The 26,980-nt window shown below is 54.7% G+C and carries 26 protein-coding genes; 14 read left to right on the top strand and 12 right to left on the bottom strand.

Annotated features, from left to right (window positions below):
* The first annotated feature begins 160 nt into the window (after positions 1-160).
* Both NP77_RS10565 and NP77_RS10560 read left to right on the top strand, forming a co-directional pair.
* Positions 161-520, top strand: coding sequence for a hypothetical protein (locus NP77_RS10565; RefSeq protein ID WP_003852700.1), 360 nt, complete (start codon positions 161-163; stop codon positions 518-520).
* A gap of 67 nt (positions 521-587) precedes the next feature.
* Positions 588-932, top strand: coding sequence for a RidA family protein (locus tag NP77_RS10560; protein ID WP_003852699.1), 345 nt, complete (start codon positions 588-590; stop codon positions 930-932).
* A 12-nt stretch (positions 933-944) separates the two neighbouring features.
* On the opposite strand, the gene NP77_RS10555 is transcribed toward NP77_RS10560, so the two are convergent.
* Positions 945-1,139 carry a YoaH family protein gene (locus NP77_RS10555; protein ID WP_003852697.1) on the bottom strand — a complete coding sequence of 65 codons (195 nt, stop codon included), beginning with the start codon at positions 1,137-1,139 and terminating at the stop codon, positions 945-947.
* Between the two features lie 110 nt (positions 1,140-1,249).
* Between NP77_RS10555 and pabB the strand changes: the two genes are divergently transcribed.
* The 4 genes from pabB (at position 1,250) to NP77_RS10535 (ending at position 6,513) form a co-directional block, all read left to right on the top strand.
* Positions 1,250-2,629: an aminodeoxychorismate synthase component 1 gene (pabB, locus tag NP77_RS10550; RefSeq protein ID WP_003852696.1), complete on the top strand. Its 1,380-nt coding sequence runs from the start codon at positions 1,250-1,252 to the stop codon at positions 2,627-2,629.
* Complete coding sequence (locus NP77_RS10545; RefSeq protein WP_008925321.1) at positions 2,613-3,176, top strand: CoA pyrophosphatase; 564 nt, start codon at positions 2,613-2,615, stop codon at positions 3,174-3,176. The genes pabB and NP77_RS10545 overlap by 17 nt, the downstream gene beginning before the upstream one ends.
* Positions 3,177-3,360: 184 nt before the next feature.
* A complete protein-coding gene (locus tag NP77_RS10540; protein WP_039660076.1) occupies positions 3,361-4,725 on the top strand; it encodes an L-serine ammonia-lyase in 1,365 nt (454 codons plus the stop codon).
* 225 nt (positions 4,726-4,950) lie between these two features.
* Positions 4,951-6,513, top strand: coding sequence for an EAL domain-containing protein (locus NP77_RS10535; protein WP_003852692.1), 1,563 nt, complete (start codon positions 4,951-4,953; stop codon positions 6,511-6,513).
* An 89-nt stretch (positions 6,514-6,602) separates the two neighbouring features.
* Here the strand turns inward: NP77_RS10535 and NP77_RS10530 are convergent, their stop codons facing one another.
* Entirely contained in the window at positions 6,603-8,183 is a 1,581-nt protein-coding gene (locus tag NP77_RS10530) for a TerC family protein (RefSeq protein WP_003852691.1), read from the bottom strand.
* Positions 8,183-8,344 carry a hypothetical protein gene (locus tag NP77_RS23680; RefSeq protein ID WP_003852690.1) on the bottom strand — a complete coding sequence of 54 codons (162 nt, stop codon included), beginning with the start codon at positions 8,342-8,344 and terminating at the stop codon, positions 8,183-8,185. The genes NP77_RS10530 and NP77_RS23680 overlap by 1 nt, the downstream gene beginning before the upstream one ends.
* Before the next feature lie 348 nt (positions 8,345-8,692).
* On the opposite strand from NP77_RS23680, the gene manX reads away from it, so the two are divergent.
* The 4 genes from manX (at position 8,693) to NP77_RS10510 (ending at position 11,930) form a co-directional block, all read left to right on the top strand.
* Positions 8,693-9,655: a PTS mannose transporter subunit IIAB gene (gene manX / locus NP77_RS10525; RefSeq protein ID WP_003852689.1), complete on the top strand. Its 963-nt coding sequence runs from the start codon at positions 8,693-8,695 to the stop codon at positions 9,653-9,655.
* A 63-nt stretch (positions 9,656-9,718) separates the two neighbouring features.
* Complete coding sequence (locus tag NP77_RS10520; RefSeq protein WP_033743088.1) at positions 9,719-10,519, top strand: PTS mannose/fructose/sorbose transporter subunit IIC; 801 nt, start codon at positions 9,719-9,721, stop codon at positions 10,517-10,519.
* Positions 10,520-10,534: 15 nt separating this feature from the next.
* Positions 10,535-11,380, top strand: coding sequence for a PTS mannose transporter subunit IID (locus NP77_RS10515; RefSeq protein WP_003852687.1), 846 nt, complete (start codon positions 10,535-10,537; stop codon positions 11,378-11,380).
* A gap of 91 nt (positions 11,381-11,471) precedes the next feature.
* The gene (locus NP77_RS10510; RefSeq protein WP_003852686.1) at positions 11,472-11,930 is read left to right on the top strand and encodes a DUF986 family protein; all 459 of its coding nucleotides are present in this window, start codon (positions 11,472-11,474) and stop codon (positions 11,928-11,930) included.
* Here NP77_RS10510 and rlmA read toward each other — a convergent pair.
* The 4 genes from rlmA to NP77_RS10490 form a co-directional block, all read right to left on the bottom strand.
* Entirely contained in the window at positions 11,927-12,736 is an 810-nt protein-coding gene (gene rlmA / locus NP77_RS10505; RefSeq protein ID WP_008925324.1) for a 23S rRNA (guanine(745)-N(1))-methyltransferase, read from the bottom strand. The two genes, NP77_RS10510 and rlmA, sit on opposite strands and share 4 nt — an antisense overlap.
* A 137-nt stretch (positions 12,737-12,873) precedes the next feature.
* Positions 12,874-13,083, bottom strand: a complete 210-nt coding sequence (cspE, locus tag NP77_RS10500) for a transcription antiterminator/RNA stability regulator CspE (RefSeq protein WP_003852684.1) — start codon at positions 13,081-13,083, stop codon at positions 12,874-12,876.
* 641 nt (positions 13,084-13,724) lie between these two features.
* Positions 13,725-14,735: an MBL fold metallo-hydrolase gene (locus NP77_RS10495; protein WP_039660074.1), complete on the bottom strand. Its 1,011-nt coding sequence runs from the start codon at positions 14,733-14,735 to the stop codon at positions 13,725-13,727.
* An 18-nt stretch (positions 14,736-14,753) separates the two neighbouring features.
* Entirely contained in the window at positions 14,754-15,026 is a 273-nt protein-coding gene (locus NP77_RS10490; protein WP_008925326.1) for a YebO family protein, read from the bottom strand.
* Positions 15,027-15,228: 202 nt separating this feature from the next.
* On the opposite strand from NP77_RS10490, the gene NP77_RS10485 reads away from it, so the two are divergent.
* On the top strand, positions 15,229-15,465 hold the full coding sequence (locus NP77_RS10485) for a YobH family protein (RefSeq protein ID WP_003852681.1): 237 nt from the start codon (positions 15,229-15,231) through the stop codon (positions 15,463-15,465).
* Positions 15,466-15,495: 30 nt separating this feature from the next.
* Here NP77_RS10485 and kdgR read toward each other — a convergent pair whose 3' ends face one another.
* Complete coding sequence (kdgR, locus tag NP77_RS10480) at positions 15,496-16,287, bottom strand: DNA-binding transcriptional regulator KdgR (RefSeq protein ID WP_003852680.1); 792 nt, start codon at positions 16,285-16,287, stop codon at positions 15,496-15,498.
* A 187-nt stretch (positions 16,288-16,474) separates the two neighbouring features.
* Here kdgR and NP77_RS10475 point away from each other — a divergent pair, with 187 nt between their 5' ends.
* Positions 16,475-17,845 carry an MFS transporter gene (locus tag NP77_RS10475; protein ID WP_008925327.1) on the top strand — a complete coding sequence of 457 codons (1,371 nt, stop codon included), beginning with the start codon at positions 16,475-16,477 and terminating at the stop codon, positions 17,843-17,845.
* Between the two features lie 352 nt (positions 17,846-18,197).
* Here the strand turns inward: NP77_RS10475 and htpX are convergent, their stop codons facing one another.
* From htpX to NP77_RS10455, 4 genes are all read right to left on the bottom strand, one after another.
* Entirely contained in the window at positions 18,198-19,079 is an 882-nt protein-coding gene (htpX, locus tag NP77_RS10470; protein WP_008925328.1) for a protease HtpX, read from the bottom strand.
* A 245-nt stretch (positions 19,080-19,324) separates the two neighbouring features.
* Entirely contained in the window at positions 19,325-21,364 is a 2,040-nt protein-coding gene (gene prc / locus NP77_RS10465; protein WP_003852677.1) for a carboxy terminal-processing peptidase, read from the bottom strand.
* Between the two features lie 19 nt (positions 21,365-21,383).
* A complete protein-coding gene (proQ, locus tag NP77_RS10460; protein ID WP_003852676.1) occupies positions 21,384-22,088 on the bottom strand; it encodes an RNA chaperone ProQ in 705 nt (234 codons plus the stop codon).
* Between the two features lie 96 nt (positions 22,089-22,184).
* Positions 22,185-22,685 (bottom strand): GAF domain-containing protein, encoded by a 501-nt coding sequence (locus NP77_RS10455; RefSeq protein WP_003852675.1) that lies wholly within the window; start codon positions 22,683-22,685, stop codon positions 22,185-22,187.
* Positions 22,686-22,898: 213 nt separating this feature from the next.
* On the opposite strand from NP77_RS10455, the gene yebS reads away from it, so the two are divergent.
* Together yebS and NP77_RS10445 are read left to right on the top strand one after the other, a co-directional pair.
* Positions 22,899-24,143: a membrane integrity lipid transport subunit YebS gene (gene yebS, locus NP77_RS10450; protein WP_033743075.1), complete on the top strand. Its 1,245-nt coding sequence runs from the start codon at positions 22,899-22,901 to the stop codon at positions 24,141-24,143.
* On the top strand, positions 24,112-26,745 hold the full coding sequence (locus NP77_RS10445) for a PqiB family protein (protein WP_003852673.1): 2,634 nt from the start codon (positions 24,112-24,114) through the stop codon (positions 26,743-26,745). Before yebS ends, NP77_RS10445 begins: the two co-directional genes overlap by 32 nt.
* Positions 26,746-26,980: the final 235 nt, after the last annotated feature.

Here is a 26,980-nt window from a genome sequence, read left to right as displayed (position 1 = left end):
ACATCAGGTAATCAAAAGGCAGGATTATAATGATTAAATCAGCTTACTGTTGGGATGTGGCACCCGTAGGCTGATGTGCTGAGACTGGCTTAACATTGCCCTTCAGGTGATGTTTCGCAGATGGCTAAACCCGACTGCCTGTTTCAGGCGGAGGTACATCATGAATTATGTCCGCATCGGATCTCTGGCTGGCGTACTGCTGCTCTGCGGCTGCCAGGCACCTACCCCTGATCAGGCTCGTCTGCAGCAACCCGTTTTCCAGGGCCAAAGCGCCCGCACCGTCCCTCAGCTCAGCGACTGTATTTATCGCGGCTGGTCCACCACCAGCGTCATTGCACGGGATAACACCACCCACACCCAGCCGAACGGCAGTGAGATCAGCGTCTTTACCTGGGAAGATTCTATTTTTGCGGATGTTTCGCCCCGCCGAAAAGGTGCTGATGTGAAATATTTCACCACCTTCCGGATGTCCCCGGAAGTGATGGCAGACAGACAGGCGATTGTTGAGCGCTGCCTGTAAAGCGTAAGAGGTGACAGCGATATCAGGAGTGTGCCAGGCTAATGCGCAATTAACCAGGGAGAAACCGATGAGTATTACCCGCATTGACCCGGAACATCGTATGTCCGAAGCCGTCATTCATAACGACACAATCTATTACACCAGTGTGCCCGAAAATCTGGATGCCGACGCAGAAGCACAGACCGCCAATGCGCTGGCGGTGATTGACGCCATTCTGACCCGGCTCGGTAGCGATAAAAGCAAAATTCTGGATGCGACGCTGTTCCTGGTAGATAAAGCCGACTTCCCCGCCATGAACCGCGCCTGGGATGCCTGGGTTTCGCCGGGCAATGCGCCGGTGCGCTGTACGGTTCAGGCCGGTCTGCTAAATCCAAAATACAAGATCGAAATTAAAATCATCGCTGCACGTTAAACCTGCCGGGCGTTATTCCTCTTCGTTTTCGTCATCTTCGTCTTCGAATAACGCCCGAATACGTTCGCCCTTGTGATTTTCGCGGATTTCCTGCGCCACCTGGGCGATTGCTTCACCGCTCGATAGTCCGCCTGCCATCAGCGCCTGAATACGTTCGACGGCCTGTTGTTGTTGCTCATGAGAGAGAGCCGGTAATCCAATAAACATTTTTTACTCCTGCGTTGGGTCAGACAGTATCCCACGTGGAACTAACAGGTGCCAGTGAGGAAAAAATATGTCAGTCTGACCGCCTCTTAGCTTTCTGATTTGTCTGCCCGATGATTGTTGAAACCCTCACGCTTGATTATACCCCCGATGCGCTGACTCAGCGTTTCGCCACCCTTGCCCATCTGCCCTGGGCGATGCTGCTCTCCTCCGCGCAGGCCAGCCACAGTGACAACCGTTTTGATCTTCTGACCGCCGATCCCCGCGCCACCCTGGTGACCCGCGGCGCAATCACGACGCTCAGCGACCCAACCGGTACAACCGAATCAACCGCCGATCCCCTGTTGCTGGTGCAGCAACAGTGTGATGCGCTGGGCGTCACACCTGCATCCAGCGAGACGCTGCCGTTTCAGGGCGGTGCGCTGGGGCTGTTTGGTTATGACCTGGGCCGCCGGTTTGAGTCCCTGCCGCAGCGGGCTGCAGCCGATCTCACTACGCCTGACATGGCCGCAGGAATCTATGACTGGGCATTGATTGCCGACCATCATCAGCAAACCCTGACGCTCGTGGCGTTGAGCAATGTTGAAGAACGTGCCGCCTGGCTGGCACAGTGGCCTGTACGCGAAACTGTACCCTTTTCGCTGACAAGCCGCTGGCGCTCTAATATGAGCTATGCCGAATACGCCGCGCGCTTTGCCGCCGTTCAGGCTTATATTCAGGCCGGTGACTGTTATCAGGTAAACCTGGCACAGCGTTTTCAGGCGGGTTATCAGGGTGATGAGTGGCAGGCATTCACTCTCCTCAATGCGGCTAACCGCGCACCCTTCAGCGCGTTTCTGCGGCTGCCTGACAGTGCAATTCTCAGCCTGTCGCCGGAACGCTTCCTGTCGCTGAATAACAAGCAGATTGAAACTCGCCCCATTAAAGGGACCCGACCACGCTGTGACGACCCGATTGCCGACGCACAACAGGCGGAGTCGTTGCGCCATGCGGAGAAAGATCGGGCTGAAAATCTGATGATTGTTGATTTGCTGCGCAACGATATTGGCCGTGTGGCGCGACCCGGTTCGGTTACGGTGCCAGAGCTGTTTGTGGTTGAACCCTTCCCCGCCGTGCATCACCTGGTGAGCACGGTGCGGGCGCAGCTACCTGACAGCCTGCAGGCCACTGATTTACTGCGCGCCTGTTTTCCTGGCGGCTCGATAACCGGTGCACCTAAGATTCGGGCAATGGAGATTATTGATGAGCTGGAACCGCAGCGCCGCAATGCCTGGTGCGGCAGCATCGGCTATATCAGCCTGTGTGGCCGGATGGATACCAGCATCACGATTCGCACGCTAATCGCCGAAGGCCAGCAACTCTACTGCTCTGCCGGTGGCGGATTGGTGGCTGACAGCGATCCGGAAGCGGAGTATCAGGAAACGCTCGATAAAGTCAGCCGGATCTTACCGACACTTGAGCAGGCAGGAGGTTCAGTTGGCACTGACGATTGATGTTTTTCGCAGCCGTTTTTTATTGCAGCAACCCGCCCGCAGCACCCAGCGTCTCTCAGGACGTCATGCTGCGGTGCTGGTGCCTATTGTGGCCCGTCCTGAGCCGGGTTTGTTGCTGACGCAGCGTTCGCAGGCCCTGCGCAAGCACGCCGGACAGGTCGCCTTTCCCGGCGGGATGCAGGATGACACCGACGCCTCACTGATCAACACAGCACTCCGTGAAGCGCAGGAAGAGGTCGGCATCGATCCGCAGCAGGTCGAGATACTGGGTGCGCTGCCTGCCGTCACCAGCAGCACCGGCTTCCAGGTCACGCCCGTGCTGGGCATTATTCCGGCCGATTTACGACTTACTCTTAACCCGGATGAGGTCAGCAGTGCTTTTGAGATGCCGCTGGCCGAAGCTCTGCAGCTAAGCCGCTACAGCGCGCTGGAGGTGCATCAGGCCGGTGTACGCCATCCGGTCTGGCTCTCGCGCTACCAGGATTATCTGGTGTGGGGCATGACCGCCGGAATCATCCGTTCATTGAGCACCCAGATCGCCTTCTGAAACCTTTTTGCCTGTTTTTTCACAGATGCTCGCCAGCGACCTGCCGGGCTGCGCTATAATTTTTTCTATCGTTTTAGATAAGTTTATTTCATGCGAAAAAGCGCTCTTTTCCGGTGCATGACTATTACTATGGGCGCCATAAACTGCCCCGGCAGACTGAGAATAATTGTGAGGAGTGTCACCTGTGATTAGTGTTTTCGACATGTTCAAAGTGGGCATCGGCCCATCGAGTTCGCATACTGTCGGCCCGATGAAAGCGGGTAAGCAGTTTGTGGATTTGCTGTGCGAACAGGAAAAGCTTCAGGAGGTGACCCGAATCGCCGTAGATGTCTATGGTTCTCTGTCTCTGACCGGCAAAGGCCATCATACGGATATCGCGATCATCATGGGTCTGGCGGGTGAATCGCCCGATACCGTGGATATTGATGCGATACCCGCGTTTATTAAAGATGTCGAACAGCGTGAGCGGCTGCTGCTGGCGAAAGGCGCGCATGAAGTCGATTTTCCGCGCGAAGGCGGCATGGTGTTCCGCAGCGAGAACCTCTCGCTGCATGAAAATGGTCTGCGTCTGCTGGCGTTTGCAGGTGACCTGCTGATTCTGTCGAAGACCTATTACTCCGTTGGCGGCGGTTTCATCGTTGATGAAGAGCACTTTGGGCAGTCGGCACTGGATGAAGTGTCAGTGCCATGGCCGTTTCATTCCGCTAAAGATCTGCTGGCGCACTGCCATGAGACCGGCCTCTCCCTCTCTGGCCTGGTGATGAAAAATGAGCTGGCGCTGCACAGCCGCGATGAGATCTATGCCTATTTCACCGATATCTGGCAGACGATGCGGGCCTGTATCGATCGCGGTCTGAATACCGAAGGTGTGTTGCCCGGACCGCTGCGCGTGCCACGTCGTGCTGCCTCACTGCGTCGCCTCCTGACCTCCTCCACTAAGCACTCCAGTGACCCGATGATTGTTATCGACTGGATTAATATGTATGCACTGGCCGTCAACGAAGAGAACGCCGCAGGAGGTCGTGTCGTCACCGCACCAACAAACGGTGCCTGTGGCATCGTGCCGGCGGTGCTGGCTTATTACGATCACTTTATCGAGCCGGTAACCCCCGATATTTTTCTGCGCTATTTCCTTGCCTCCGGCGCCATTGGCGTACTGTACAAAATGAACGCATCTATTTCCGGTGCTGAAGTGGGTTGCCAGGGTGAAGTGGGTGTGGCCTGCTCCATGGCGGCGGCCGGTCTGGCCGAGTTGCTGGGCGGCAGTCCTGAGCAAGTCTGCGTGGCCGCTGAAATTGGCATGGAGCACAACCTGGGACTAACCTGTGACCCGGTTGCCGGTCAGGTTCAGGTGCCCTGCATTGAGCGCAATGCTATCGCCTCAGTTAAAGCCATTAACGCGGCGCGAATGGCACTGCGCCGTACCAGCGAACCTCGCGTCTCGCTGGATAAGGTTATTGAGACGATGTATGAAACGGGCAAAGATATGAACGCTAAATACCGCGAAACCTCACGCGGCGGTCTGGCAATTAAAGTGCAGTGTGATTGAACGAAACGTTTAAATGTTTAAATAACGTTCAACTGTAATAAAATCCGCATCCTGCGCTATCTCAGCGCAGGTTTTAACGGTAGAGTGTTTTCCGCGCAACCGTCCGGCTTTCGTCGCTTTCCAGACCCGCTTTTCTGCATTTCGGCCTCAATATTGATCTGGCCGTGCCGATACTAACCCCGTAATTTTTTGCTTTATTCTGGCTTTTTGGGAAGGTGGATACTGATGTTTATGGCCCAGCAATTTGTTGGACAATTCAGACGCAAGCGTTTGCTCATAGCATTCTCAATCGCCATCGTGGTCATGATATTGACGCTGGCCTTTCGCTATTTTGAAGAAAAGTCACGTATTGAACGTCAGGCAATGGATTTCGCCAATAAAGCGATTATGCGGTTTGACCGGATGTTTTCGCCGCTGGAAGTTTCCGCGAATAATACGCTGGGCCTCGTGGGTGTACCCTGCAACAATGTTCGTTTTCCACTCATCGAAAAAATCTCTTCTCTGCAGACGCTCCGGGCGATTCTGCTGGTGGATAACGATGTACTTTACTGCTCCAGTGTTTATGGACCCCGCGCGATTCCTTTTAGCCAGACCTGGCCCGACCTTGCCTATAATGGCGAGCGTATGACCCTCTCAACCGATGATTATCTTCTCAAAGGCTCACCGATTTTAATGTTGTGGACGCCAAAAAGCCCGGATAACCGCTCAGGCATTTTGCAGGTAATTAACATCGAAATGATGAGCAATTATCTGCTGGAGCCGCAGTTACCCTGGGTTGAACGCGCCGTGTTTAACGTTAACGGACAGAGCCTGGAGTATGGTAATCCGTTGATCGAGTCGACAGTCGCTGCAGACGATGAGGTGAGCTATGAACAAGGCTCGCTGCGCTATCCATTCACGCTTACACTCTATGGCCCCTCTCCTACCCGATCGGCGCTGGCAACGCTACCCTCACAGCTGCCGCTGGCAGTGCTGCTGAGCCTGCTTATGGGCTATATCGTCTGGCTGGCAACTGCAAATCGCATGAGCCTGAGCTGGCAAATCAGTTATGGCATTACCGCCCGCGAGTTTATGGTTTATTGCCAGCCACTGATCAATAGCAAAAGTGGTCAGTGCGACGGTATTGAGATACTGATGCGCTGGCATAATGCCCGTCAGGGCTGGATTGCGCCGGATGTTTTTATTCCGCTGGCTGAGCGCCAGAATCTGATCAAGCCGCTGACGCGCTTTGTGCTGAATGAAGTGGTGAGTCAGCTACCGCTCTTGCCCACGGATCCCGGCTTCCATATCGCTATCAACGTGGCTGCCAGTCATTTCCGGGACGGCGCAATTATTGAAGATCTGCAAAAGCTGTGGTGGCCCGCCTCGCCAGTGCCGACACTGATGGTGGAGCTCACCGAGCGGGATGCACTCCCGGTGGTGGATCAATCGGTCATTACGCAGCTGCACGATATCGGCGTTCAGCTGGCGATTGATGACTTCGGCACCGGTCATAGTTCACTCTCCTATCTGAAAGACCTGCAGCCCGACGTGCTGAAAATAGACAAAATTTTCACAGCAGCTATCGGCACTGACGCCATCAACGCGACGGTAACGGATATGGTGATTTCGCTGGCCCAGCGCCTGAACATCAGTCTGGTTGCTGAGGGCGTGGAAACGGCTGTGCAGGCGGCTTATCTGCGCGAACGCGGCGTGGATCATCTGCAGGGTTACTATTTTGCCCGTCCGATGCCGCTGCAGGATTTTCCGGCGTGGCTGTTACTGCACCAGGCCGATACCCACAGATAAAAAAACAGCCGCGACGTTGAAGCAGCGGCTGTCGGGAAGATTTACCGCGGCCGGTTATGCCAGCCGCGCCTTAGCAACAACGTGAAGAATTAACCCTCTTCATCTTCGTCATGCGGTTTATCTTTGGTGACACGCACCAGATCGATGCGGTAGTCGGTCGCTTCGATGATCTGGAAGTGCAGCGGAGTGATATCAATTACATCGCCAGGCAGCGGTAACTGCCCTTTCTGCTCAATCAGCAGACCGGCCAGCGAGGCGTGGTCCTCTGTCGGATCGACCAGCTCATGGAAATCGAGCAGTTGCTGCAGCGAATGCAGATCGGTCCCGCCCTTAACTAACCAGCCATCACCGTCCGCCACAATATCAGGCGTTTCATCTTCATCCGGGAATTCACCCGCGATCGCTTCCAGCACGTCCAGTGGCGTGATCAAACCCTGGACCACACCAAACTCGTTGGTGACGATAACGAAGCTACCTTTGGCACGGCGCAGCACGCCAAGCAGGTTAATCGGATCCAGCGTCTCCGGCACCACAATGGTCGGGCTATTGGCCGCAAAGGTTGCCACATCCACGCCATGCTCCAGCGCCACCAGCAGCTCTTTAGCGCGCACTACGCCGACAATTTCGTCCAGCTCACCCCGGCAGACCGGAAACAGACTGTGGGGGGTATCAAGCAGCTGACCGCGAATCTCATCCACCGGACGATTCGCATCAACCCAGGAGATTTCACCGCGCGGCGTCATGATGCTGCGAATTGAACGTGACGCCAGGGTCAGTACGCCATTAATCATGTAACGTTCTTCATCTTTAAACGCTTCCTGCGGCATCGCTTCCGCCAGCGCAGCCTCTTCGCTGCTGCTGGTGTTACTGTTACTGGCCATCTGGGCACGATTGCGGCCTCCCATCAGGCGCAGAATCGCCTCTGCGGTACGTTCACGCATCGGACGGTTGGACTGATGGCGGATAAAGTTTCGACGCGCAATCTGGTTAAACATCTCAATCAGAATTGAGAAGCCGATTGCCGCATAGAGATAACCTTTAGGAATATGGAAGCCAAAGCCTTCTGCCACCAGTGACAGACCGATCATTAACAGGAAGCTCAGACAGAGCACCACCACGGTCGGATGCGCGTTAACGAAGTTAGTTAACGGCTTAGACGCCAGCAGCATCACACCCATCGCAATCACCACAGCCGTCATCATCACCGGCAGGTGGTTGACCATACCTACAGCCGTAATCACAGCATCCAGCGAGAAGACCGCATCCAGCACCACAATCTGCGTCACGACTGCCCAGAAACTGGCATATCCCCGATTACCTGATCCGTCGAGCTGCCGGTTCTCCAGCCTCTCGTGCAACTCCATCGTCGCCTTAAATAACAGGAACAGACCACCCGCCAGCAGAATTAAATCACGACCCGCAAAGCTGAAACCGCCTACGCTGAAAAGAGGTGTTGTCAGCGTCACCATCCAGGAAATCAGTGACAGCAGGCCCAGACGCATAATCAGTGCCAGCGACAGGCCAATCAAACGGGCCTTGTCACGCTGCTTTGGCGGCAGTTTGTCGGCCAGAATGGCAATAAACACCAGATTATCGATGCCGAGTACGATTTCCAGCACGATGAGCGTCAGTAAACCCGCCCAGATTGAGGGGTCGAATAAAAATTCCATTATTTATGACTCCAGAACAGGGAACAGATTGAGCCGGTGCGTATCAGCGCAGCAAAGCGTGACATCCGGGTGGTCGGGAAAGCGGTGAAAACGCCGCGAGGCGAAGGGTGACGCGCCAGCAGGCGCAAAGAACAGGTTAAGCGACGTCGGTGACGATCCATAAAGGTGGGCTGAAGCCCGTTACTCCTGAGTATTAAACAGAACGTTAATGTATCAGGTCGGTGATTTGCGTCAAAAAATTTTCTTATTTTTACAATCTGCAGAGCGGATGATCGGGCGCATAAAAAGGGTGACTCGCCTCTTCACAGGGTGAATAGCTGACAGACATCACATAATTTATTTTTTCGATCACTAAAATAAATCGCGACTTTATCGCCTTAACGTCATTAACCCATGTTTTTTCGACGCTAAACCGATTAATCGAATCACCCGGTTAAAACAATAACCAAAGCATGACTCAATACAGTTCATTGACTCAGATGAGCATCTCTAGCGAACGGAGGTAGCACGTGACCATTGCGATTGTAATTGGTACACACGGCTGGGCAGCGGAACAACTGCTGAAAACAGCAGAAATGCTGTTGGGCGAGCAGGACAATGTCGGCTGGATAGATTTTGTCCCTGGTGAAAATGCAGAAACGCTGATTGAAAAATATAATGCACGACTGGCAGAACTGGATACCAGCAAAGGGGTCCTGTTTTTAGTCGATACCTGGGGTGGCAGCCCGTTTAATGCGGCCAGCCGTATCGTCGTCGATAAGCCCCAGTATGAGGTCATCGCCGGGGTCAATATCCCGATGCTGGTCGAAACCCTGATGGCGCGCGATGACGATCCCGGATTTGACGAACTGGTCGCCGTCGCGGTCGAAACTGGCCGTGAAGGGGTTAAAGCCCTGAAAGCCAAAGAAGAAGCACCGGCACCGGCTGCGGTAAAACCGGCCGCTGCAGCGCAACCGGCTAAACCGATGGCACCTGGCGATCACATGAAAATCGGACTGACGCGCATAGATGACCGTCTGATTCATGGACAGGTCGCGACACGCTGGACGAAAGAGACCAACGTTCAACGCATTATCGTGGTCAGTGATGAAGTGGCCAACGACCACGTGCGTAAAACCCTGCTGACGCAGGTCGCCCCGCCCGGCGTGACAGCCCATGTGGTGGATGTCGATAAAATGGTGCGGGTGTGGAATAACCCGAAGTATGGTCAGGATCGCGTGATGCTGCTGTTTACCAATCCCACCGATGTTCTGCGCGTCGTGGAACAGGGTGTGGATATTAAAACGGTGAACATCGGCGGGATGGCATTCCGCCAGGGAAAAACCCAGGTGAATAATGCAATCTCGGTTGATGAAAAAGATATTGCCGCCTTCCGAAAACTCAACGAACGCAATATTGAACTGGAAGTGCGTAAAGTTTCCAGTGACCAGAAACTGAAAATGATGGATCTGATTGCGAAAGTTAACGCGTAACAGAAGCACTTCTGCGCCTGCGTTTCCGGGCTCGTCGTTATCCTGCTGAGGACAAGAAGTATGATGGAAATAACCTCGCTACAAATTATTTTAATTTTTATTGTCGCCTGCATTGCCGGTATGGGGTCGATTCTGGATGAGTTTCAGTTTCACCGACCGCTGGTGGCCTGTACTCTGATTGGTATCGTGCTGGGTGATATGAAAACCGGCATTATCATCGGTGGTACGCTGGAGATGATTGCACTGGGCTGGATGAACATCGGTGCCGCCGTGGCCCCTGATGCCGCCCTCGCCTCCATTATCTCGACCATCCTGGTGATCGCCGGCGGTCAGAGTGTGGGTGCCGGTATCGCGCTGGCCATTCCGCTGGCGGCGGCCGGACAGGTGCTGACCATTATCGTGCGTACCCTGACTGTGGCCTTCCAGCACGCAGCTGATAAAGCCGCCGAAAAAGGTAACCTCACGGCCATCTCCTGGATCCATGTCTCTGCCCTGTTATTGCAGGCGATGCGTATCGCTATTCCGGCGCTGATTGTGGCGATTTCGGTCGGCACCAGTGCGGTTCACGCCCTGCTCAGTTCTATCCCTGAAGTCGTCACTAACGGTCTGAATATCGCGGGTGGCATGATTGTGGTCGTCGGTTACGCGATGGTCATCAACATGATGCGCGCAGGCTACCTGATGCCGTTCTTCTATCTCGGCTTCGTCACCGCGGCGTTTACCAACTTTAACCTGGTGGCGCTGGGCGTGATTGGCGTGGTCATGGCCGTGCTCTACATCCAGCTCAGCCCGAAATACAACCGTGTAGCAGGCGCACCCAATGGTGCAGCAACCGCAAACGATCTTGATAACGAACTCGATTAAGGAACAGGTGAGCACATGGTTGATATTACGAAAGTCGAAAAGAAACTGACAGCCGGAGATGTTCGCGCCGTCTTTATGCGCTCGAACCTGTTCCAGGGCTCATGGAACTTTGAACGTATGCAGGCGCTGGGCTTCTGCTTCTCTATGGTGCCGGTGATCCGCCGTCTCTATCCGGAGAACAACGATGAGCGTAAGCAGGCAATAAAGCGTCATCTGGAGTTCTTTAACACCCATCCTTATGTGGCCGCGCCGGTACTGGGCGTCACCATGGCGATGGAAGAGCAGCGTGCCAACGGCGCACCCATCGACGATGCGGCGATTAACGGCCTGAAAGTCGGCCTGATGGGACCGCTGGCCGGTGTCGGCGACCCGATCTTCTGGGGCACGGTACGTCCGGTGTTTGCCGCGCTGGGTGCCGGTATCGCAATGAGCGGCAGTCTGCTGGGGCCGTTGCTGTTCTTTGTGCTGTTTAACCTGGCGCGTCTGCTAACCCGCTACTACGGCGTGGCGTATGGCTATCGTAAAGGAATCGACATTGTCAGCGACATGGGCGGCGGTTTTCTGCAGAAGCTCACGGAGGGCGCCTCGATTCTGGGCCTGTTTGTCATGGGGGCGCTGGTCAACAAGTGGACGCACGTTAACATCCCGCTGGTCGTCTCGCGCATCACCGACTCCACCGGTAAAACCACCGTCACCACGGTTCAGTCGATCCTTGATCAACTGATGCCGGGCGTGGTGCCGCTGCTGCTGACCTTTGGCTGTATGTGGCTGTTGCGTCGTAAAGTGAACGCGCTGTGGATTATCGTCGGCTTCTTCGCCATCGGTATCTTTGGTTACTGGATCGGCCTGCTCGGTCTGTAATTTCACCCGGCCGGGAGCCTGCGCTCCCGGCTTTTAAGCGTGGTGAGCTGAGCCACAACCGGCTGAGCTCACCCTGTTTGAGGTAGATGTGATGTCTTTAACTGACGCGTTGATTGCGTGTTGTATCGCCGCCCTGATGGGGTTTGCCGTTTACCATGAGGCGATTCTGCCGCGTCGGCATGGCCCCACCCGCTTAAGGGTCACGCTGCGCAGGCAGCATAAACTCGACAGCCTGATTTTTATCGGTCTGCTGCTGATTTTGCTGTGGAACAACGTCAGTCATCACGGCCCGCAGCTCACCACCTCTCTGCTGATGATGCTGAGTTTTCTGGCGTTCTGGCTCTTCTGGCTGCGAAAACCTACGCTACTGATGAAGAATGATGGATTGTTTTACGCCGGTGTCTGGATCGATTACCGGCGGATTCAGGGGATGAATCTCTCTGAGGATGGCATTCTGGTGATTCAGCTTGAACAGCGTCGACTGCTGATCGCGGTGCAGCAACTCGACGATCTGGAGCGCATCTATAACACCCTGGTAGAAGCGCGTTAGTCGCGCTGCCACATCGTCAGGCTAAAGTCGGCATCGCAGCTGAACTGCTCGCTCTGCTTCAGCGTTTGCCAGACCTCCTCCCGCGCCCGCCAGGCGAATGGCGTCATCTGCAACAGGGTTGTCGCGGCTGCACTGGTTAATGCCATCGGGTAACGCAGCGCCTGCTGTGTCACCTGCGTGAATCCGGGGTACGCTTTCTGCTCCGGCACATGCAACTGCACTTCGCGGTAAATCAGCGCTTTAAACTGTTGCAGATGATGCGGGCCAGGTGTGACCGTCAATACCAGGCCACCCGGCTTCAGCACGCGTGCCAGTTCTGCTTCATTGCAGGGGGCGTAGATGCGTACCACCGCATCCAGGGCCTGATCGGCAAAGGGTAAGCGCTGGCTGGAGGCGACGCAGAAGCGCACCGCAGGATAGCGCTTTGCCGCCAGACGGATAGCCATTCGGGCAACATCCAGCCCATAAATCTGTGCCTCTCCGCCTGCCGCCTCAGCCAGTGCGGCGGTGTAGTAGCCTTCGCCACAGCCTATATCAAGAATTTTGCACGCCGGCTGGGTCAGTGCCGGGCTGAGCAGGCTGACCACCTGATCACGAAGCGGTTGGTAGTAGCCTGCCTCAAGAAACGTCCGCCGTGCCTGCATCATCTCTGCACTGTCACCTGGCTCCCGTGAGCGTTTGTGCTGAACGGGCAGCAAATTGACGTAGCCTTCTTTCGCCTGATCAAACTGATGGCGATTTTCACAGCACCAGCTGCGGTTTGTGAAGGTCAGAGGTGAGTGGCAAAGAGGGCAAATCAGGGACATAAGGTGCTCCGGCATCAGATAACGCGGCGCAGTGTAACCTTATCGTTTACGCATCGGAAGCATAAAGAAAGCCCCGGCTGAGAAGCCAGGGCTTTGAGATTCCGTGTCAGGGTGCGACGCACCGAGGCGGAGTCGAATCAGATAGCAGTTACGTTAACTGCTGCCGGGCCTTTCTGGCCGTCCTGAATTTCGAACTCAACGCTCTGGCCTTCAGCCAGGGTTTTGAAACCATTGCCCTGGATAGCAGAGAAGTGTACGAACACATCTTTGCTGCCGTCAGCAGGGGTGATAAAACCAAAACCTTTAGACTCGTTGAACCACTTAACCTGACCTTTAATCTTTGCCATTTTGCAAATTCCTTTAGATGTTTATTTAGCCCGAAGGCTGTCATACAGAAAAACCAGAGACATTACTGCATGAGGCACTAATTAAGGTTCGGCAAGGAAGCGGTATTCAACGTCAACGTCTTTACTCGTACTTCTTTACTGAAGATGCCATGCATAAACAGAACTGTACCTCGTTTAACTCAGGAATTGTTATCACATATCCTAAAAATAATGGCAAGCCATTTTTAGGGGCTCAGAGAGCCTGTGCACATAATTGCCAAAAGGCTCACATTGCCTGTCAGGTGGGTTTACGCATGTCTGCACGAATAAGGCCCCTGCCCGGCCAGCGCGGTGCCACGTTGCGGCTGCCAGTATGAATTCGATGGATACCATAAGAAATTAATATTTCACAAATATGGCAATTGCAGAATGATTAAGCGAAGCGGTAACGGTTGAAGATATCAGAAATCTGACGTCAATCCTGTACACCGCTGTTTATTTTTGTACAAACAACATTTTTTTGCACCAAAACCATGAGTAACACATTAGCCTTGCGTCAAATAAAAGCATCGAAGACAATTTTTCTTATTAATAATTTAACTTTCGATTTGAAAAATTGATATCAGATAAAAAAGTACTGGCTTTTATTTATCCATCAGGGTTTAGGATAATTCCTGGGCGTCATTATTCAGCCTTCGGCTTTCACCTATTCGCCAGGGCGTGAAGCCGTCGTTTCGCTCGTTTGCCCGCAGCAGCGCATCTGCCAGTTCTTTTGGTGGCGCATCCAGTGACTCATCGGCCAGTTCGTACACACCCCAGTGGACCGGCAGCGTTAACGGCCTGCCGGCTGCCTGCCACAGCGCCACCGCCTGATCGGGATTCATATGCTGGCTTGCCATGAACCATTCAGGTGCATAGGCGCCAATCGGCAAAGCGGCCAGGTTGAACGGCCCCAGTCTGCCCGGAATGTCCAGCAGGCTGTCGCTATAACCGCTGTCGCCCGAAAACCAGAAACGTACGGAGGCAGACCGCACAACCCAGCCGCACCAGAGCGAACGATTTCGATCGCGTAGCGTTCTCATGCTCCAGTGACGTGCCGGAACGGCATCAAAACAGAGGCCATTGACCGCAGTCTGCTGCCACCAGTCGAGCTGATGCACCTGTTTCACGCCCCGCGCCCTGCACCACTTAGCCAGACCCAGCGGCACAATAAAGGTTGCCTGAGGGAAACGCCGGACAATAGCTTTAACGGTCGTCCGATCAAGATGATCGTAATGGTTATGAGAAATCAACACCACATCCAGACGCGGCAGATCAGCGATACTGAGCGGCGCAGGTGTTTTTCGCTGTGGTCCGGCAAATGAGAACGGCGAAGCGCGTGAGCCGAGTGCAGGATCGATCAGGATATATTGCTCGTTCAGCCGTAACAGCACGGCAGCATGCCCCAGCCACCAGATGCGATCGTCACTGCCGCGGATGTCGGCTGGCTGCCACCATTGATCGGTGAACGCCGCATAGCCCTGCTGTGGAGGATGCGGCAGTCCCTGAGCCTTACGCTCTCTGCGCCAGCGCTGCAGATCGCCTGGCTGGCGCTGCTCCGGTTCTGGACTACAGAACCCCTCGGGCGTATGGTGCGCTTTACTGCTGTCATACCACGGATTTTTCCAGGCCATCCTGCCTCTCTGCTGTGATTAACGTTCCGGAATTAACCGGATAAAGTCCCGTTTCTCCGCATCTTCATCGGTTTTTTTGACCTCGGAGACGGGCTGCATCTCAATCAGACGGCGCAGCAACTGGTTCTGTTTCTTCTGCTCTTCCAGCAACGACGCCAGTAAGTGAATTTGCTCTCCGGCGCGAACGCTGGCCCGGTTAACAAAGAACCAGGCAATAAACGCCACAATTAAAATAATGACCATCAGGCCATAACTGACCAGCGGTCCCGGATTTGCGGCTAACTCATTCATAACTGCCTCATAAAACAAAGTGAAAACGCCAACCCCCTATTCTACCTTTAGCCATCACAAAAGATAATGGGGATCACGTCAATGCAGATTTTGCCGTTTCAGTTATCTCTGATCGATCCTGCCTGAAAACCGAGGCATGCTGATATCATCATAACCTGCAGCACCAGGTTGTGCGCTGAGTTATCTTTCACAAGGAGACATAATGAAACTGTTGATTCGCACGATAGGCTTGCTAGCGGTGATCTGGCTGGCGATGCTGTTTACCGGCTATGGCGTATTAACCGGCAGCACTAAAAATGCAGCCGGACTTGGCCTGCAATGCAGTTATCTGACCGCTCGCGGCGTGATCAGCGCGCAGTATCTGCACACTGACAGTGGTGTAGTGGGCGTAACGGATTGCCCGTTGCTGAAGAAAAGCGGAGAAGTGATCGATAACTAGTAGTATGGCGGGCCGGATGGCCCGCTGTTTTCAGAACGGGTAGTCGTGATAGCCCATCTCTGATGAAAGCGTGCGCGCCGCACGATGCAGCATGGCCACGTAATCCTGACGGGCATCTTCTGAAAAACGAATGGTGGGAAAAGAGATACTGAGTCCCGCAATCACCACGCCAAATCGGTCGAATACCGGCACGGCGAGGCAGCGCAATCCCTCTTCCTGTTCTTCATTATCCTCACCATAACCCTGCGCTCTGACCTGATCCAGCGTCGTAATCAACGCCTCCGCGCTTAACAGCGTATTGGCCGTGCTACGTTTAAACTCCACATCCCGTAGAATCTCCTCCACTTCGCTTCGGTCGCGCCAGGCCAGCAGCACTTTACCGATCGCAGTGGTATGCAGCGGATTACGACGACCAATGCGTGAATACATACGCAGGTTATAGAGCGAGTCGATTTTGTGGATGTAGACAATACTGTCCTCTTCCAGCGCGCCCAGATGAATCGTCTCTTTGGTCAGACGCGACAACTCACGCATCTGCACATCCGCGCTGCGGATTAAATCAACGTTCTGTAATGCTTTTGCACCCAGCTCAAACAGCTTCAGCGTCAGTGAGTACTTCTCGCTCTCGCCTTCCTGCGTGACATAGCCCAGCGACTTCATGGTCTGCAGAAAACGGTAGACGGTGCTTTTTGACATCATGACGCGCTGCGCGAGCTCAGTAATACCATGATCGCGCTCTTCGCCCAGCGCCTGCAAAATGCCAAACACTTTAAGAACAGAAGAGACCGAATCAGGCTGTTTATCATTTTCACCAATGGACATCGCGCACCTTATTAAACCTGTTTCAAAAAAAATGGAACGGATAGTCAGTATAGAGTGAGGCGCAGCATGGCAGCAATGCTTTAACCCATGCGTCATATTTTAAGACAGTTTTTTATCCGTTCGATCGCTGCATTTCAGCGTTAATTTCATTAGCATGATGATATTCACCCTCTTTAGTAATTAACTTATGACTCTTTCTCCTCCGCAGGATGGATTACCAGGCCGTCAGCGCTATATGGCTATTGCCACAATCGCTATCGGGCTGACCATGGCGGTGCTGGATGGCGCGATTGCCAACGTCGCCCTGCCGACCATTTCGCGTGAACTCAATGCAAGCCCGGCGCAGTCAATCTGGATAGTGAATGCCTATCAGATTGCGATTATCGTCTCGCTGCTGTCGCTCTCGTTTCTGGGCGATATGCTGGGCTATCGGCGCGTCTACCAGGCCGGCCTGGCGCTGTTTATTGCCACCTCGCTGTTCTGCGCCTTCTCGACCACGCTAACCATGCTGACCTTTGCCCGCGTGCTGCAGGGGTTAGGTGGCGCCGCGCTGATGAGTGTGAACACTGCGTTGATACGCATTATTTATCCCCAGCGCTATCTGGGACGCGGCATGGCAATTAACTCGCTGGTGGTGGCGGTGTCGACCGCGGCAGGCCCGACAGTAGCGGCTGCGATTCTGTCAGTGGCGAGCTGGAAATGGCTGTTTCTGATTAACGTCCCGCTGGGTGCTATTGCACTGTGGCTGGCGCTGCGCACACTGCCCGATAATCCGCAAAAAGCCACCGCACAGAAATTTGATGTGCCCAGCGCGATCATGAATGCCCTGTTCTTTGGTCTGATCATCTCCGCATTGAGCGGTTTTGCGCAGGGTCAGAGTCATCTGCTGGTGCTGTCGGAGGTCGTTGTTCTGTTGGTGACAGGCTGGTTCTTTATTCGTCGTCAGTTAAACATGGCGGTGCCGCTGCTGCCGGTTGATCTGTTGCGTATCCCCATTTTCAGCCTGTCGATGGGCACGTCGGTCTGCTCCTTCTGCGCGCAGATGCTGGCGATGGTCTCACTGCCCTTCTTCCTGCAAAACGTCCTGCAGCGTGATGAGGTGGCAACCGGTTTACTTCTGACGCCCTGGCCGCTGGCGACCATGGTGTTTGCGCCAATAGCCGGCCGGCTGATTGAGCGGGTGCATGCCGGGCTGCTGGGAGGAATCGGGCTGGCGATGTTCGCCCTGGGGCTGTTCCTGCTCGCCTGGCTGCCAGCAAACCCTGGCGATGGTGATATTATCTGGCGCATGATGCTGTGCGGTGCCGGTTTTGGGCTGTTCCAGTCACCTAACAACCACACAATTGTCACCTCTGCTCCACGTAACCGCAGCGGCGCTGCCAGCGGCATGCTGGGTACCGCGCGCCTGCTGGGTCAGAGTATGGGTGCTGCGCTGGTTGCGCTGATGTTTAATCTGTTTGATGAGCGTGGCACGCACGTTTCGCTGCTGCTGGCGGGCAGCTTTGCCGCCGTGGCGGCGCTGGTGAGCGTGTCGCGCATGACGCAGACCCGCGCCTGATGGCAGCGAAAAAGCGAACGCCTTACAGCATGTGAACCGATTCGCTGCAAGGCCGGGTCTGCACAGGGAACCCTGACAAATCAAAAAGACGACTGTCATCCAAGACGGTCGTCCTGCACGATTACGCACCTCATCCCTGATGTGCGCCCATAAACGGGCCAACGCTTTGCGTTGTTTAAAAACGCTCCCGGCGTTTTTGTACAGGCGTCGGGACGTTATCCTCCTCTCTCTGGGTTCCCTGCTCTTTGAGCTAAGATACTGGAGCTAAGATATTGCTGTCAGATTCAATCTGATGCTGATTTCTAAAACAGAAAAGGCGACCCGCGGGTCGCCTTATTTGCTCTGCTTAGTGCTACTTCAGATACTGACCGCTGCGCAGTGCTTCAATACGCTTATCTAACGGCGGATGCGACATAAACAGCTCACTGAATGATTTGCCTTTGCCGTTGATGCAGAACGCCATCATGCTGCTCGGCTCCTGCGGTTCATAGCTGGTTTTCAGACGCTGTAACGCCGCAATCATCTTCTCACGACCAACCAGCTTCGCTGAACCGGCATCGGCATGGAACTCACGGTGACGGGAGAACCACATGGTAATGATGCTGGCGAGAATACCAAACACCAGTTCCAGCACCATCGACACCGCAAAGTAGACCAGCGGATTGCCGTTGCTGCTCTCCTCACCATCACGGTTGCCGGACATAAAGCCTGCCGCGATCTGCGCCAGAATGCGTGAAACGAAAATCACAAAGGTGTTCACCACGCCCTGGATTAGCGTCATGGTGATCATGTCGCCATTAGCGATGTGCGACACTTCGTGTGCCAGTACCGCTTCCGCTTCATCACGGCTCATGTTTTGCAGCAGACCGGTTGAGACAGCAACCAGTGAGGCGTTACGTCGTGCGCCGGTCGCAAAGGCGTTGATGTCAGGTGCGTGATAGATTGCGACCTGTGGCATCGCAATGCCCGCCTGCTGGGCCTGACGGCCAATAGTATCCACCAGCCAGTGCTCGGTTTCGTTGCGTGGCTGTTCAATCACTTCACCGCCAACCGATCGCAGCGCCATCCACTTCGACATCAGCAGTGAAACAAACGCACCGCCGAAGCCAAACAGGCCTGCCATGATCATCAGGCCCTGAACACTGCTTGACTGGATCCCTGTCAGGCTGAGAATCAGCCCGAATACCAACATCACAGCCAGGTTGGTCATCAGGAAAAGAGCAATACGCATCATTTTTGTTAATCTTCCTCAGTAGTTCACGCGCCTATACGCGGATCCATATCCTATGGGCATTGGGCTGCTTTTCAAGCAACCTTAACGTTTAAGTGCCTAAAAAGACATAACTTTACATTCTGACACGCCTGATGAGCAACCCAGCCTGCAGGCGGCTTCTCGCGCGCTAATCATTGGTTAATGGAAACTTTTACGGACGCAAAAAAAAAGCACCGCTTAGCGGTGCTTTTTCTGGCAACAGCGGCTTATTTCGCCGCGGGTGCGTCTGGCTGGGATTTCTCAAGCTGGGCAAGATCATTTGCGATCTTCACCGTCTCGTCGAGATACGGATCCGGCTCTTTATAATCTTTCGGCAGCTCATCCAGGTTTTTCAGCGGTTTTTTGCCTTCTGCCTGATAGCGCGCGTTGATGCGCTCCAGTCGTGAGGCATCATCTTCGTGGTTCTCTTTCTCGCGCTGAGCAAGATTAAGTGACACGATATTGCGCTTATCTTTCAGGGCATTGTAACGGGCAATGTCCTTCATGATGTACTGGAACTCGCGATCCTGTGCGATGCGATCAGCATGCTGCTTCGTCAGCTGCGCAACTAGCGGTTTAACATCACCGGTTTTGGTGTAGGTTGCCGCTTTGATGCTGTCCCACGGCAGTGCGTTATCCTCAAATTTCTCACCGGTTTCAGCCGCTTCTACGCCGGTTGGCATCAGCAGATCCGGCGTGACGCCTTTGCGCTGTGTACTGCCGCCGTTAATGCGATAGAACTTCTGGATGGTATAAGAAACGGAGCCTAACGCTGGCCACTCCGGACGCAGCATCTGATCATAGATGCGGTTCAGAGAGCGATACTGCTGAACGGTGCCTTTACCAAAGGTTGGCTCGCCAACAATCACTGCACGACCATAATCCTGCATCGCGGCAGCGAAGATCTCAGAGGCTGAGGCGCTGAAGCGATCGACCAGCACCACCAGCGGACCTTTATAGTAAACAACGCCGTCGTTATCGCTGTCTTCGCGCACCCGACCATTGTTGTCGCGAACCTGCACCACCGGACCACTCGGAATAAACAGGCCGGAAAGGGATACCGCTTCGGTCAGCGCGCCGCCGCCGTTGGTACGCAGGTCGATGACCACGCTGTCGACGTTCTGTTTCTGCAATTTCTGCAGCTGGACCTTCACGTCGTCGGTCAGACCGACATAGAAGCCAGGAATATCGAGCACGCCGACTTTCTGCTTGCCGACATTTTTAATGGTCAACTTCACCGCACGGTCTTCCAGACGGATTTTCTCACGCGTCAGCGTGACAGTACGGGTTTTCGTGCCCTTACCGGCTGGCAGAACTTCCAGGCGCACTTTGCTGCCTTTAGGCCCTTTGATTTTTGCAACAACATCATCAAGACGCCAGCCGATAACATCTTCCATTGGCTTGCCTGGCTGCCCGACACCCACAATGCGATCGCCAACGGTTATGGCTTTGCTTTTCGCTGCCGGACCGCCTGCCACCATTGAGTTGATCACGGTGTAGTCGTCATCCATCTGCAGAACCGCACCGATGCCTTCCAGAGAGAGGCTCATCTCCGTGTTGAACTGCTCGGTGTTACGCGGCGACAGATAGCTGGTGTGGGGATCGATTTCGCGGGCGAAAGCGTTCATCACCAGCTGGAAAACATCTTCACCGTTGCTCTGGGCCAGACGGCGGATCGCGAAGTTGTAACGCTTAGTCAGAACGTCGCGAATCTCATTGTCGTCTTTACCGGCCAGCTTCAGGCTCAGCTGGTCATATTTAACCTTGGCATCCCAGAGCGCGTTTAGTTCAGCCTCATTTTTCGGCCATGGCGCTTTGGCGCGGTCAATGTCGATAGTGTCATTGCCGCTGAAATTCATCGGACGCGCCAGCACCGTCAGCGCATACTGATAGCGCTCAAAACGGCGCTTCTGCGCCAGATTATAAATATCGTAAAAAAGATCCAGCTTGCCACTGCGGAGCTCATCGCCCACGGTGGTTTTTTTGCTGGCAAACTGCGCCACATCCGATGCCAGCAGCACATTGTGGCTGTAGTCGAGCATGTTCAGATAGCGATCAAAAATTTTCGCTGAAAAGTTCTGATCCAGATCGAACTGGCGATAGTGGGAACGGGTAAAGCGCGACGTGACGCGCTCACTGACAGTGGGATCCTGCGGGTCTTCGTGAAGCTGGGGAATCTGGTCGGCGCGCGTAATGTTCTCTGCGCCGAAGGATGGGCCTGCTAATAGCAGGCCCGCAATAAGTCCAACTTTAAAAAGGGTGTTCATGCCGGGGTTAGCCTCCGTTTCAGAACTGCAAGTGTTCTGCGCGCACAATCATTGCCATGCCGGAAGCGAGCTGGACCCGAACGCCGTCTTTTGATACTTCAAGAACGGTAGCGTCCATCGCACTTTTGCCTGCTTTAACTTTAATACTCTGGCCGGGTTGCAAAGTTGAGGTATCAGTGATGGGTCGGGCTTCCTGCTCCGGACGTGGGGCTGGCTTGCGATGCTGTGAAGCAGTCGCACGCGGTGCTGCAGTGGTCTGCGGACGCGGTTTACGCGCAGCGTCACCTTCTGCAGGCTTACGAGCCGCGGGCTTGCGTGGACGACGCGGTGCTGCGCCCTCTTCGCTTTCACCGGCTTCACGACGTGCAGCGCGCTGCTGGTCACGCTGCGCCTGGACTCGGGCTTTCGCTTCTTCCAGCTGCTTGCGTGCATGCTCTACGTGTTGCTCATCCAGCACGCCACAGGCGTTGCCGTCGAGATCGACACGGATAGCACCGGCTTTAATGCCGTACAGATAACGCCAGCTTGACGTATAAAGACGCAGCGCGGAACGCAGCTGTGTTTTGCTCAGACCCATTTCGCCCTGAACACGCTCGACCAGATCCTGAAAGATACCGATTTTGAGCGGACGCGCTTCACCTTCAGCGCTAAAGCAGTGCGGAAAGCGCTCCGCCAGAAAAGTGATGACTTCTTTACTGCTATTCAACTTAGGTTGATTTTCCATGAAATTTCCTGATTACAACGGGTTTGCCGACCAGCGCAGGCATGAACAGGCGACATTATAATGACAACATCGCTAAATGCCATGTGATCCAGTCGATTAGCTGCGCGTCAGCTGCAGATATTTTTCTAAGTCGCTGTTCGCAAGCACTTCACAAAGCCCATCAGTCAGTGTGACCAGCCCCGATTCGTCTTCGCTGTCAAAGCGATTGTATGTCACGCTGTCGATGTCCAGCACGCCAACCACCGTGCCATTCACTTTCAGAGGAATCACAATCTCAGCATTGCTGGCAGCGTCACAGGCAATGTGGCCCGGGAAGGCATGCACATCGTCAACGCGTTGCACTTTTTCTTCTGCCAGCGCCGTGCCACACACACCTTTACCGACCGGAATCCGCACACAGGCAATTTTGCCCTGGAAAGGACCCAGCACCAGCGTATCGGCTTCCGTCAGCAGGTAGAAACCCGCCCAGTTCACGCCATCGAGACGTTCATACAGCAGCGCGCTGAAGTTTCCCATCGCGGCGAGGAACGCCGTTTCTCCCGCCAGTAAGGCGCGCATATCGCGATTCAAATCGGCGTAAAAGGCAGTTTTGTTCATTATCCAACCGTTACCAATGACATCTGTACAGGAGATACAGACCGTTCGTTAAAAATAAGTTTTAAATATCCAGAGCCACAAGGTGAATCATAGCGTTAGTTGCTATACCCTTAGCATTCTGTGGATCGAAGCGTGATGCCCGAGACAGGCACACAGACAATGTCTTAATGACCGATATCTGTTACTTCTGAAGAGCGAAGATTGCATCACCCTATGAAAATTCACGCTATCAGCCAGACATTGCCTCACGCACGTTATCAGCGTTGCCCGCAATGCGATACCCTTTTTTCCTTACCGGATGTGAAATCGCATCAGTCGGCTTATTGCCCGCGCTGTAACGCCGAGATTCTCAGTGGTCGGGACTGGTCAATGACTCGCCTTATGGCGATGGCCGCCACCATGATGGTATTGATGCCCTTTGCATTCTCATTGCCGCTGGTGGATATCCGGCTGCTTGGCATGCGCATCAATGCCAGCGTGCTGGAAGGCGTGATCCAGATGACCCAGCAGGGTGATGTACTGACCGCCTCAATGGTGGCGTTCTGCACCATCGGCGCACCGGTGACGCTGGTGGCTGGCATCTGTTATCTCGGCATTGGTCATCAGCTTGGTATGAACCTGCGACCGGTGCTGCTGATGCTGGAGAAGCTGAAAGAGTGGGTCATGCTCGATATCTATCTGATCGGCATCGCCGTGGCGTCGATTAAAGTGCAGGACTATGCGTCGCTGGAGATCGGTTACGGGCTGGCAGCTTACATTGCCCTGACGGTACTGAGCGTGCTCACGATGATCCACCTGAATATTGAGCAGCTGTGGGAGCATTTCTACCCGCAAAGTCCCGGCAATATGGCCCGCAACGAGATGCAGGTCTGTCTGAACTGTCACAACACGGGCGTAGCCGATGAACGGGGCCGCTGCCCGCGCTGCCATACGCCGCTCGACTTCCGGCGCCGTCACAGCCTTCAGAAATCCTGGGCCGCACTGATCGCCTCGATTGTGCTGCTGATTCCTGCGAACCTGATGCCCATTTCCGTGGTTTATCTGAATGGTTCACGGCGTGAAGACACGATCTTTTCCGGCATCCTGGGGCTGGCTGAAGGCAACATTCCGGTGGCAGCAATTGTTTTTATCGCCAGTATTTTAGTGCCCTTTATCAAGGTGCTGGTGATGCTGACGCTGTTGCTCAGTATTCATTTTCGCTGTGAACAGGGGCTGAGAACCCGCATCCGGTTGCTACGCTTTGTCACCTGGGTTGGCCGCTGGTCAATGCTCGATCTGTTTGTCATTTCGTTAACCATGTCGCTGGTCAACCGTGATCAGCTGCTGGCTTTTACCATGGGACCGGCGGCGCTGTTTTTTGGCGCGGCCGTCATCCTGACCATTATGTCTGTTGAGTGGCTGGACAGCCGCCTGCTCTGGGATGCACATGCAACAGGAAACGCCGACTACACCGACTAACGCCACGCTGCGCAATAAGCGTAAAATTTCGCCTTTCTGGCTGCTGCCTATCATTGCGATGCTCATCGCAGGCTGGCTGCTCTGGGCTAACTATCAGGAGCGCGGCACCACCATCACCATCAATTTCCAGACGGCGGATGGTATCGTGCCGGGCCGCACACCGATCCGGTATCAGGGTGTGGAAGTGGGCACCGTGCAGGGCATTAATCTCAGCGACGATTATCGCCGCATTCAGATTAAAGCCAGCATCAAAAGCGATATGCGCGACGCGCTGCGTGAAGACACGCAGTTCTGGCTGGTGACGCCTAAAGCCTCACTGGCAGGTGTGTCGGGGCTGGATGCGCTGGTCGGCGGTAACTATATCGGGATGATGCCAGGCAAAGGTAAACCCAGCGAGGCGTTTACCGCGCTGGATACTCAGCCTAAATATCGCGTGAATACCGGCGAACTGATGATTCATCTGCATGCGCCGGATCTTGGCTCGCTCAATACCGGCTCGCTGGTCTATTACCGCAAAATTCCGGTTGGCCGTGTTTATGACTACAGCATTGATAATAAGGCTGATGGTGTGGCAATTGATGTACTGATTGACCGTCGCTTTATCAATCTGGTGAAGACCAACAGCCGCTTCTGGAACGTGTCGGGCGTCAATGCTGACGTCAGCCTGAGCGGCGCTAAAGTCCAGCTGGAGAGCCTGGCAGCGCTGGTGAATGGTGCAATTGCGTTTGACTCCCCTCAGGGTTCGGAAACCGCCAAAGCGGAGCAGAATTACCGGCTCTATCCCGATCTGGCACACAGTCAGCGTGGCGTTCAGATCACACTGGACCTGCCTGACGGAAAAAATCTTAAGGCAGACAGCACTCCGCTGATGTATCAGGGCCTGGAGGTCGGCACACTGACCAAACTGAACCTGCTGGATGGCGGCAAAGTCACCGGCGAGCTGACCATCGATCCTTCCGTGGTGGGTCTGATGCGCAGCGGCACCCGCATTGAGATGCACAGCCCGAAAATCAGCCTGACGGATACCAGCCTCAGCTCCCTGCTGACCGGCAACACGCTGGAACTGGTGCCTGGCGAAGGCGAGCCGCAACAGCACTTCACCGTGCTGCCATCCAGCGAGACCCTGCTGCAGAAACCTAACGTGCTGACGGTCAAACTCAGTGCACCGGAGAGTTATGGTATCGACCAGGGCCAGCCGCTGATGCTGCACGGTATGCAGATTGGCCAGGTGATATCACGTTCGCTGGATGAAAATGGCGTTAATTTCGTGGTGGCGGTTAATCCTGAAAATCGCGATCTGGTGCATGGCGACAGCAAATTTATCGTTAACAGCCGGCTTGATGTGAAGTTTGGCCTTGATGGCATGCAGGTGTTAGGCGCCAGCGCCCGTGAGTGGGTGGATGGCGGTATCCGGCTGGATCCGGGCAAAAAAGGTGAGCCGAAAAGTGCCTATCCGCTGTTCGCTGATGCTGAAAAAGCGGAAGAAGGCATCACGGGTGATGGCCCTTCTACAACGCTGACGCTGACCGCCAACAGTCTGCCCGACGTGCAGGCCGGTTCTGTCGTGCTTTATCGCAAGTATCAGGTGGGTGAAATTGTCAAAGTCACACCGCGCGCGGATGCCTTTGATATTGCGGTCCATATCCAGCCGGAATATCGCAAGCTACTGACCAGCGAGAGCGTGTTCTGGGCTGAGGGCGGCGCACGTGTGAGCCTTAACGGCAGCGGCCTGACGGTGCAGGCATCGCCGCTTAACCGTGCGCTGAAAGGCGCAATCAGCTTCGACAATATGAGTGGTGCGCAGTCGGCCAAAGGGGCAAAACGCGTGCTCTATCCGTCTGAGACGGCGGCACGCGCGGTGGGCAGTCAGATTACGCTGCACACCTACGACGCCAGTAAGCTCTCGGCCGGTATGCCGATTCGTTATCTGGGAATTAATGTCGGCCAGGTGGAGTCACTGTCGCTGAGCAAAGATAACAACCAGGTCGTAGCGAAAGCGGTGCTCTATCCGGAGTATGTGAATGATTTCGCCCGTCTCGGCAGCCGTTTCTCCGTGGTTTCACCAGAGATTTCCGCCACCGGAGTGAATCATCTGGAAACCCTGTTGCAGCCTTACGTTAACGTGGATCCAGGCAAAGGCGGTGCGGTGCGCACCTTCGAGCTGCAGGAGAGCACGATAACCGATTCACGTTACCTGAATGGCCTGAACATTTATGTTGATGCCACGGAGGCAGGCTCGCTGTCGCTGGGCACGCCGGTGCTGTTCCGCGGTGTCGAAGTGGGTACGGTGACCGGCACCTCGCTGGGTACGATGGCAGATCGCGTGCAGATCGCCCTGCGCATCAGTAAGAAGTACCAGCATCTGGTGCGTAATAACTCGGTGTTCTGGCAGGCGTCCGGTTACAACCTCGACTTCGGCCTGGTGGGCGGCGTGGTGAAAACCGGTACCTTCCAGCAGTTTATTCGGGGTGGCATTCAGTTTGCGACGCCGCCGACGGTGCCGCTGGCACCGCAGGCGAATCCGGATAAACACTTCCTGCTGCAGGATGAAGCGCCGAAAGAGTGGCGTAACTGGGGAACGGCGATTCCGTCTCCGCGCTAATTGAGTCTGAACGGGCCGCTTCTTTCAGACGGCTCGAAACGTAAAGCGATGGGAGTATACGCCTGTAGCAAAGCATCGCGGCCCAGGGATGGGCCGCGCTGAGCATGCCAGGGATGCCCGGCCCTCGCCGTCCCTGGCGCGGGACGCTTTCCTCTTCTGCCCGTGTTCCCTGCGCGTTGAGTTTATCCGTTGCGGCCAGATTCACCCTGATTTGGGTTTGTCAGCAGCCTCAAAC

This window comes from Pantoea sp. MBLJ3 (assembly GCF_000816655.1).
Classification (GTDB): Bacteria; Pseudomonadota; Gammaproteobacteria; order Enterobacterales; family Enterobacteriaceae; genus Pantoea; species Pantoea eucalypti.
Note: the sequence above shows the minus strand (reverse complement) of the source record. Positions and strands in the feature narration are given on the sequence as shown.

Excerpts from the sequence above, each read along its gene's own strand:
- NP77_RS10565 (WP_003852700.1), top strand. The coding sequence starts at position 161 with ATGAATTATGTCCGCATCGGATCTCTGGCTGGCGTACTGCTGCTCTGC.
- NP77_RS10560 (WP_003852699.1), top strand. The coding sequence starts at position 588 with ATGAGTATTACCCGCATTGACCCGGAACATCGTATGTCCGAAGCCGTC.
- NP77_RS10555 (WP_003852697.1), bottom strand. The coding sequence starts at position 1,139 with ATGTTTATTGGATTACCGGCTCTCTCTCATGAGCAACAACAACAGGCC.
- pabB (WP_003852696.1), top strand. The coding sequence starts at position 1,250 with ATGATTGTTGAAACCCTCACGCTTGATTATACCCCCGATGCGCTGACT.
- NP77_RS10535 (WP_003852692.1), top strand. The coding sequence starts at position 4,951 with ATGTTTATGGCCCAGCAATTTGTTGGACAATTCAGACGCAAGCGTTTG.
- NP77_RS10530 (WP_003852691.1), bottom strand. The coding sequence starts at position 8,183 with ATGGAATTTTTATTCGACCCCTCAATCTGGGCGGGTTTACTGACGCTC.
- NP77_RS23680 (WP_003852690.1), bottom strand. The coding sequence starts at position 8,344 with ATGGATCGTCACCGACGTCGCTTAACCTGTTCTTTGCGCCTGCTGGCG.
- NP77_RS10520 (WP_033743088.1), top strand. The coding sequence starts at position 9,719 with ATGGAAATAACCTCGCTACAAATTATTTTAATTTTTATTGTCGCCTGC.
- NP77_RS10515 (WP_003852687.1), top strand. The coding sequence starts at position 10,535 with ATGGTTGATATTACGAAAGTCGAAAAGAAACTGACAGCCGGAGATGTT.
- NP77_RS10510 (WP_003852686.1), top strand. The coding sequence starts at position 11,472 with ATGTCTTTAACTGACGCGTTGATTGCGTGTTGTATCGCCGCCCTGATG.
- rlmA (WP_008925324.1), bottom strand. The coding sequence starts at position 12,736 with ATGTCCCTGATTTGCCCTCTTTGCCACTCACCTCTGACCTTCACAAAC.
- cspE (WP_003852684.1), bottom strand. The coding sequence starts at position 13,083 with ATGGCAAAGATTAAAGGTCAGGTTAAGTGGTTCAACGAGTCTAAAGGT.
- NP77_RS10495 (WP_039660074.1), bottom strand. The coding sequence starts at position 14,735 with ATGGCCTGGAAAAATCCGTGGTATGACAGCAGTAAAGCGCACCATACG.
- NP77_RS10490 (WP_008925326.1), bottom strand. The coding sequence starts at position 15,026 with ATGAATGAGTTAGCCGCAAATCCGGGACCGCTGGTCAGTTATGGCCTG.
- NP77_RS10485 (WP_003852681.1), top strand. The coding sequence starts at position 15,229 with ATGAAACTGTTGATTCGCACGATAGGCTTGCTAGCGGTGATCTGGCTG.
- kdgR (WP_003852680.1), bottom strand. The coding sequence starts at position 16,287 with ATGTCCATTGGTGAAAATGATAAACAGCCTGATTCGGTCTCTTCTGTT.
- NP77_RS10475 (WP_008925327.1), top strand. The coding sequence starts at position 16,475 with ATGACTCTTTCTCCTCCGCAGGATGGATTACCAGGCCGTCAGCGCTAT.
- htpX (WP_008925328.1), bottom strand. The coding sequence starts at position 19,079 with ATGATGCGTATTGCTCTTTTCCTGATGACCAACCTGGCTGTGATGTTG.
- prc (WP_003852677.1), bottom strand. The coding sequence starts at position 21,364 with ATGAACACCCTTTTTAAAGTTGGACTTATTGCGGGCCTGCTATTAGCA.
- proQ (WP_003852676.1), bottom strand. The coding sequence starts at position 22,088 with ATGGAAAATCAACCTAAGTTGAATAGCAGTAAAGAAGTCATCACTTTT.
- NP77_RS10455 (WP_003852675.1), bottom strand. The coding sequence starts at position 22,685 with ATGAACAAAACTGCCTTTTACGCCGATTTGAATCGCGATATGCGCGCC.
- yebS (WP_033743075.1), top strand. The coding sequence starts at position 22,899 with ATGAAAATTCACGCTATCAGCCAGACATTGCCTCACGCACGTTATCAG.
- NP77_RS10445 (WP_003852673.1), top strand. The coding sequence starts at position 24,112 with ATGCAACAGGAAACGCCGACTACACCGACTAACGCCACGCTGCGCAAT.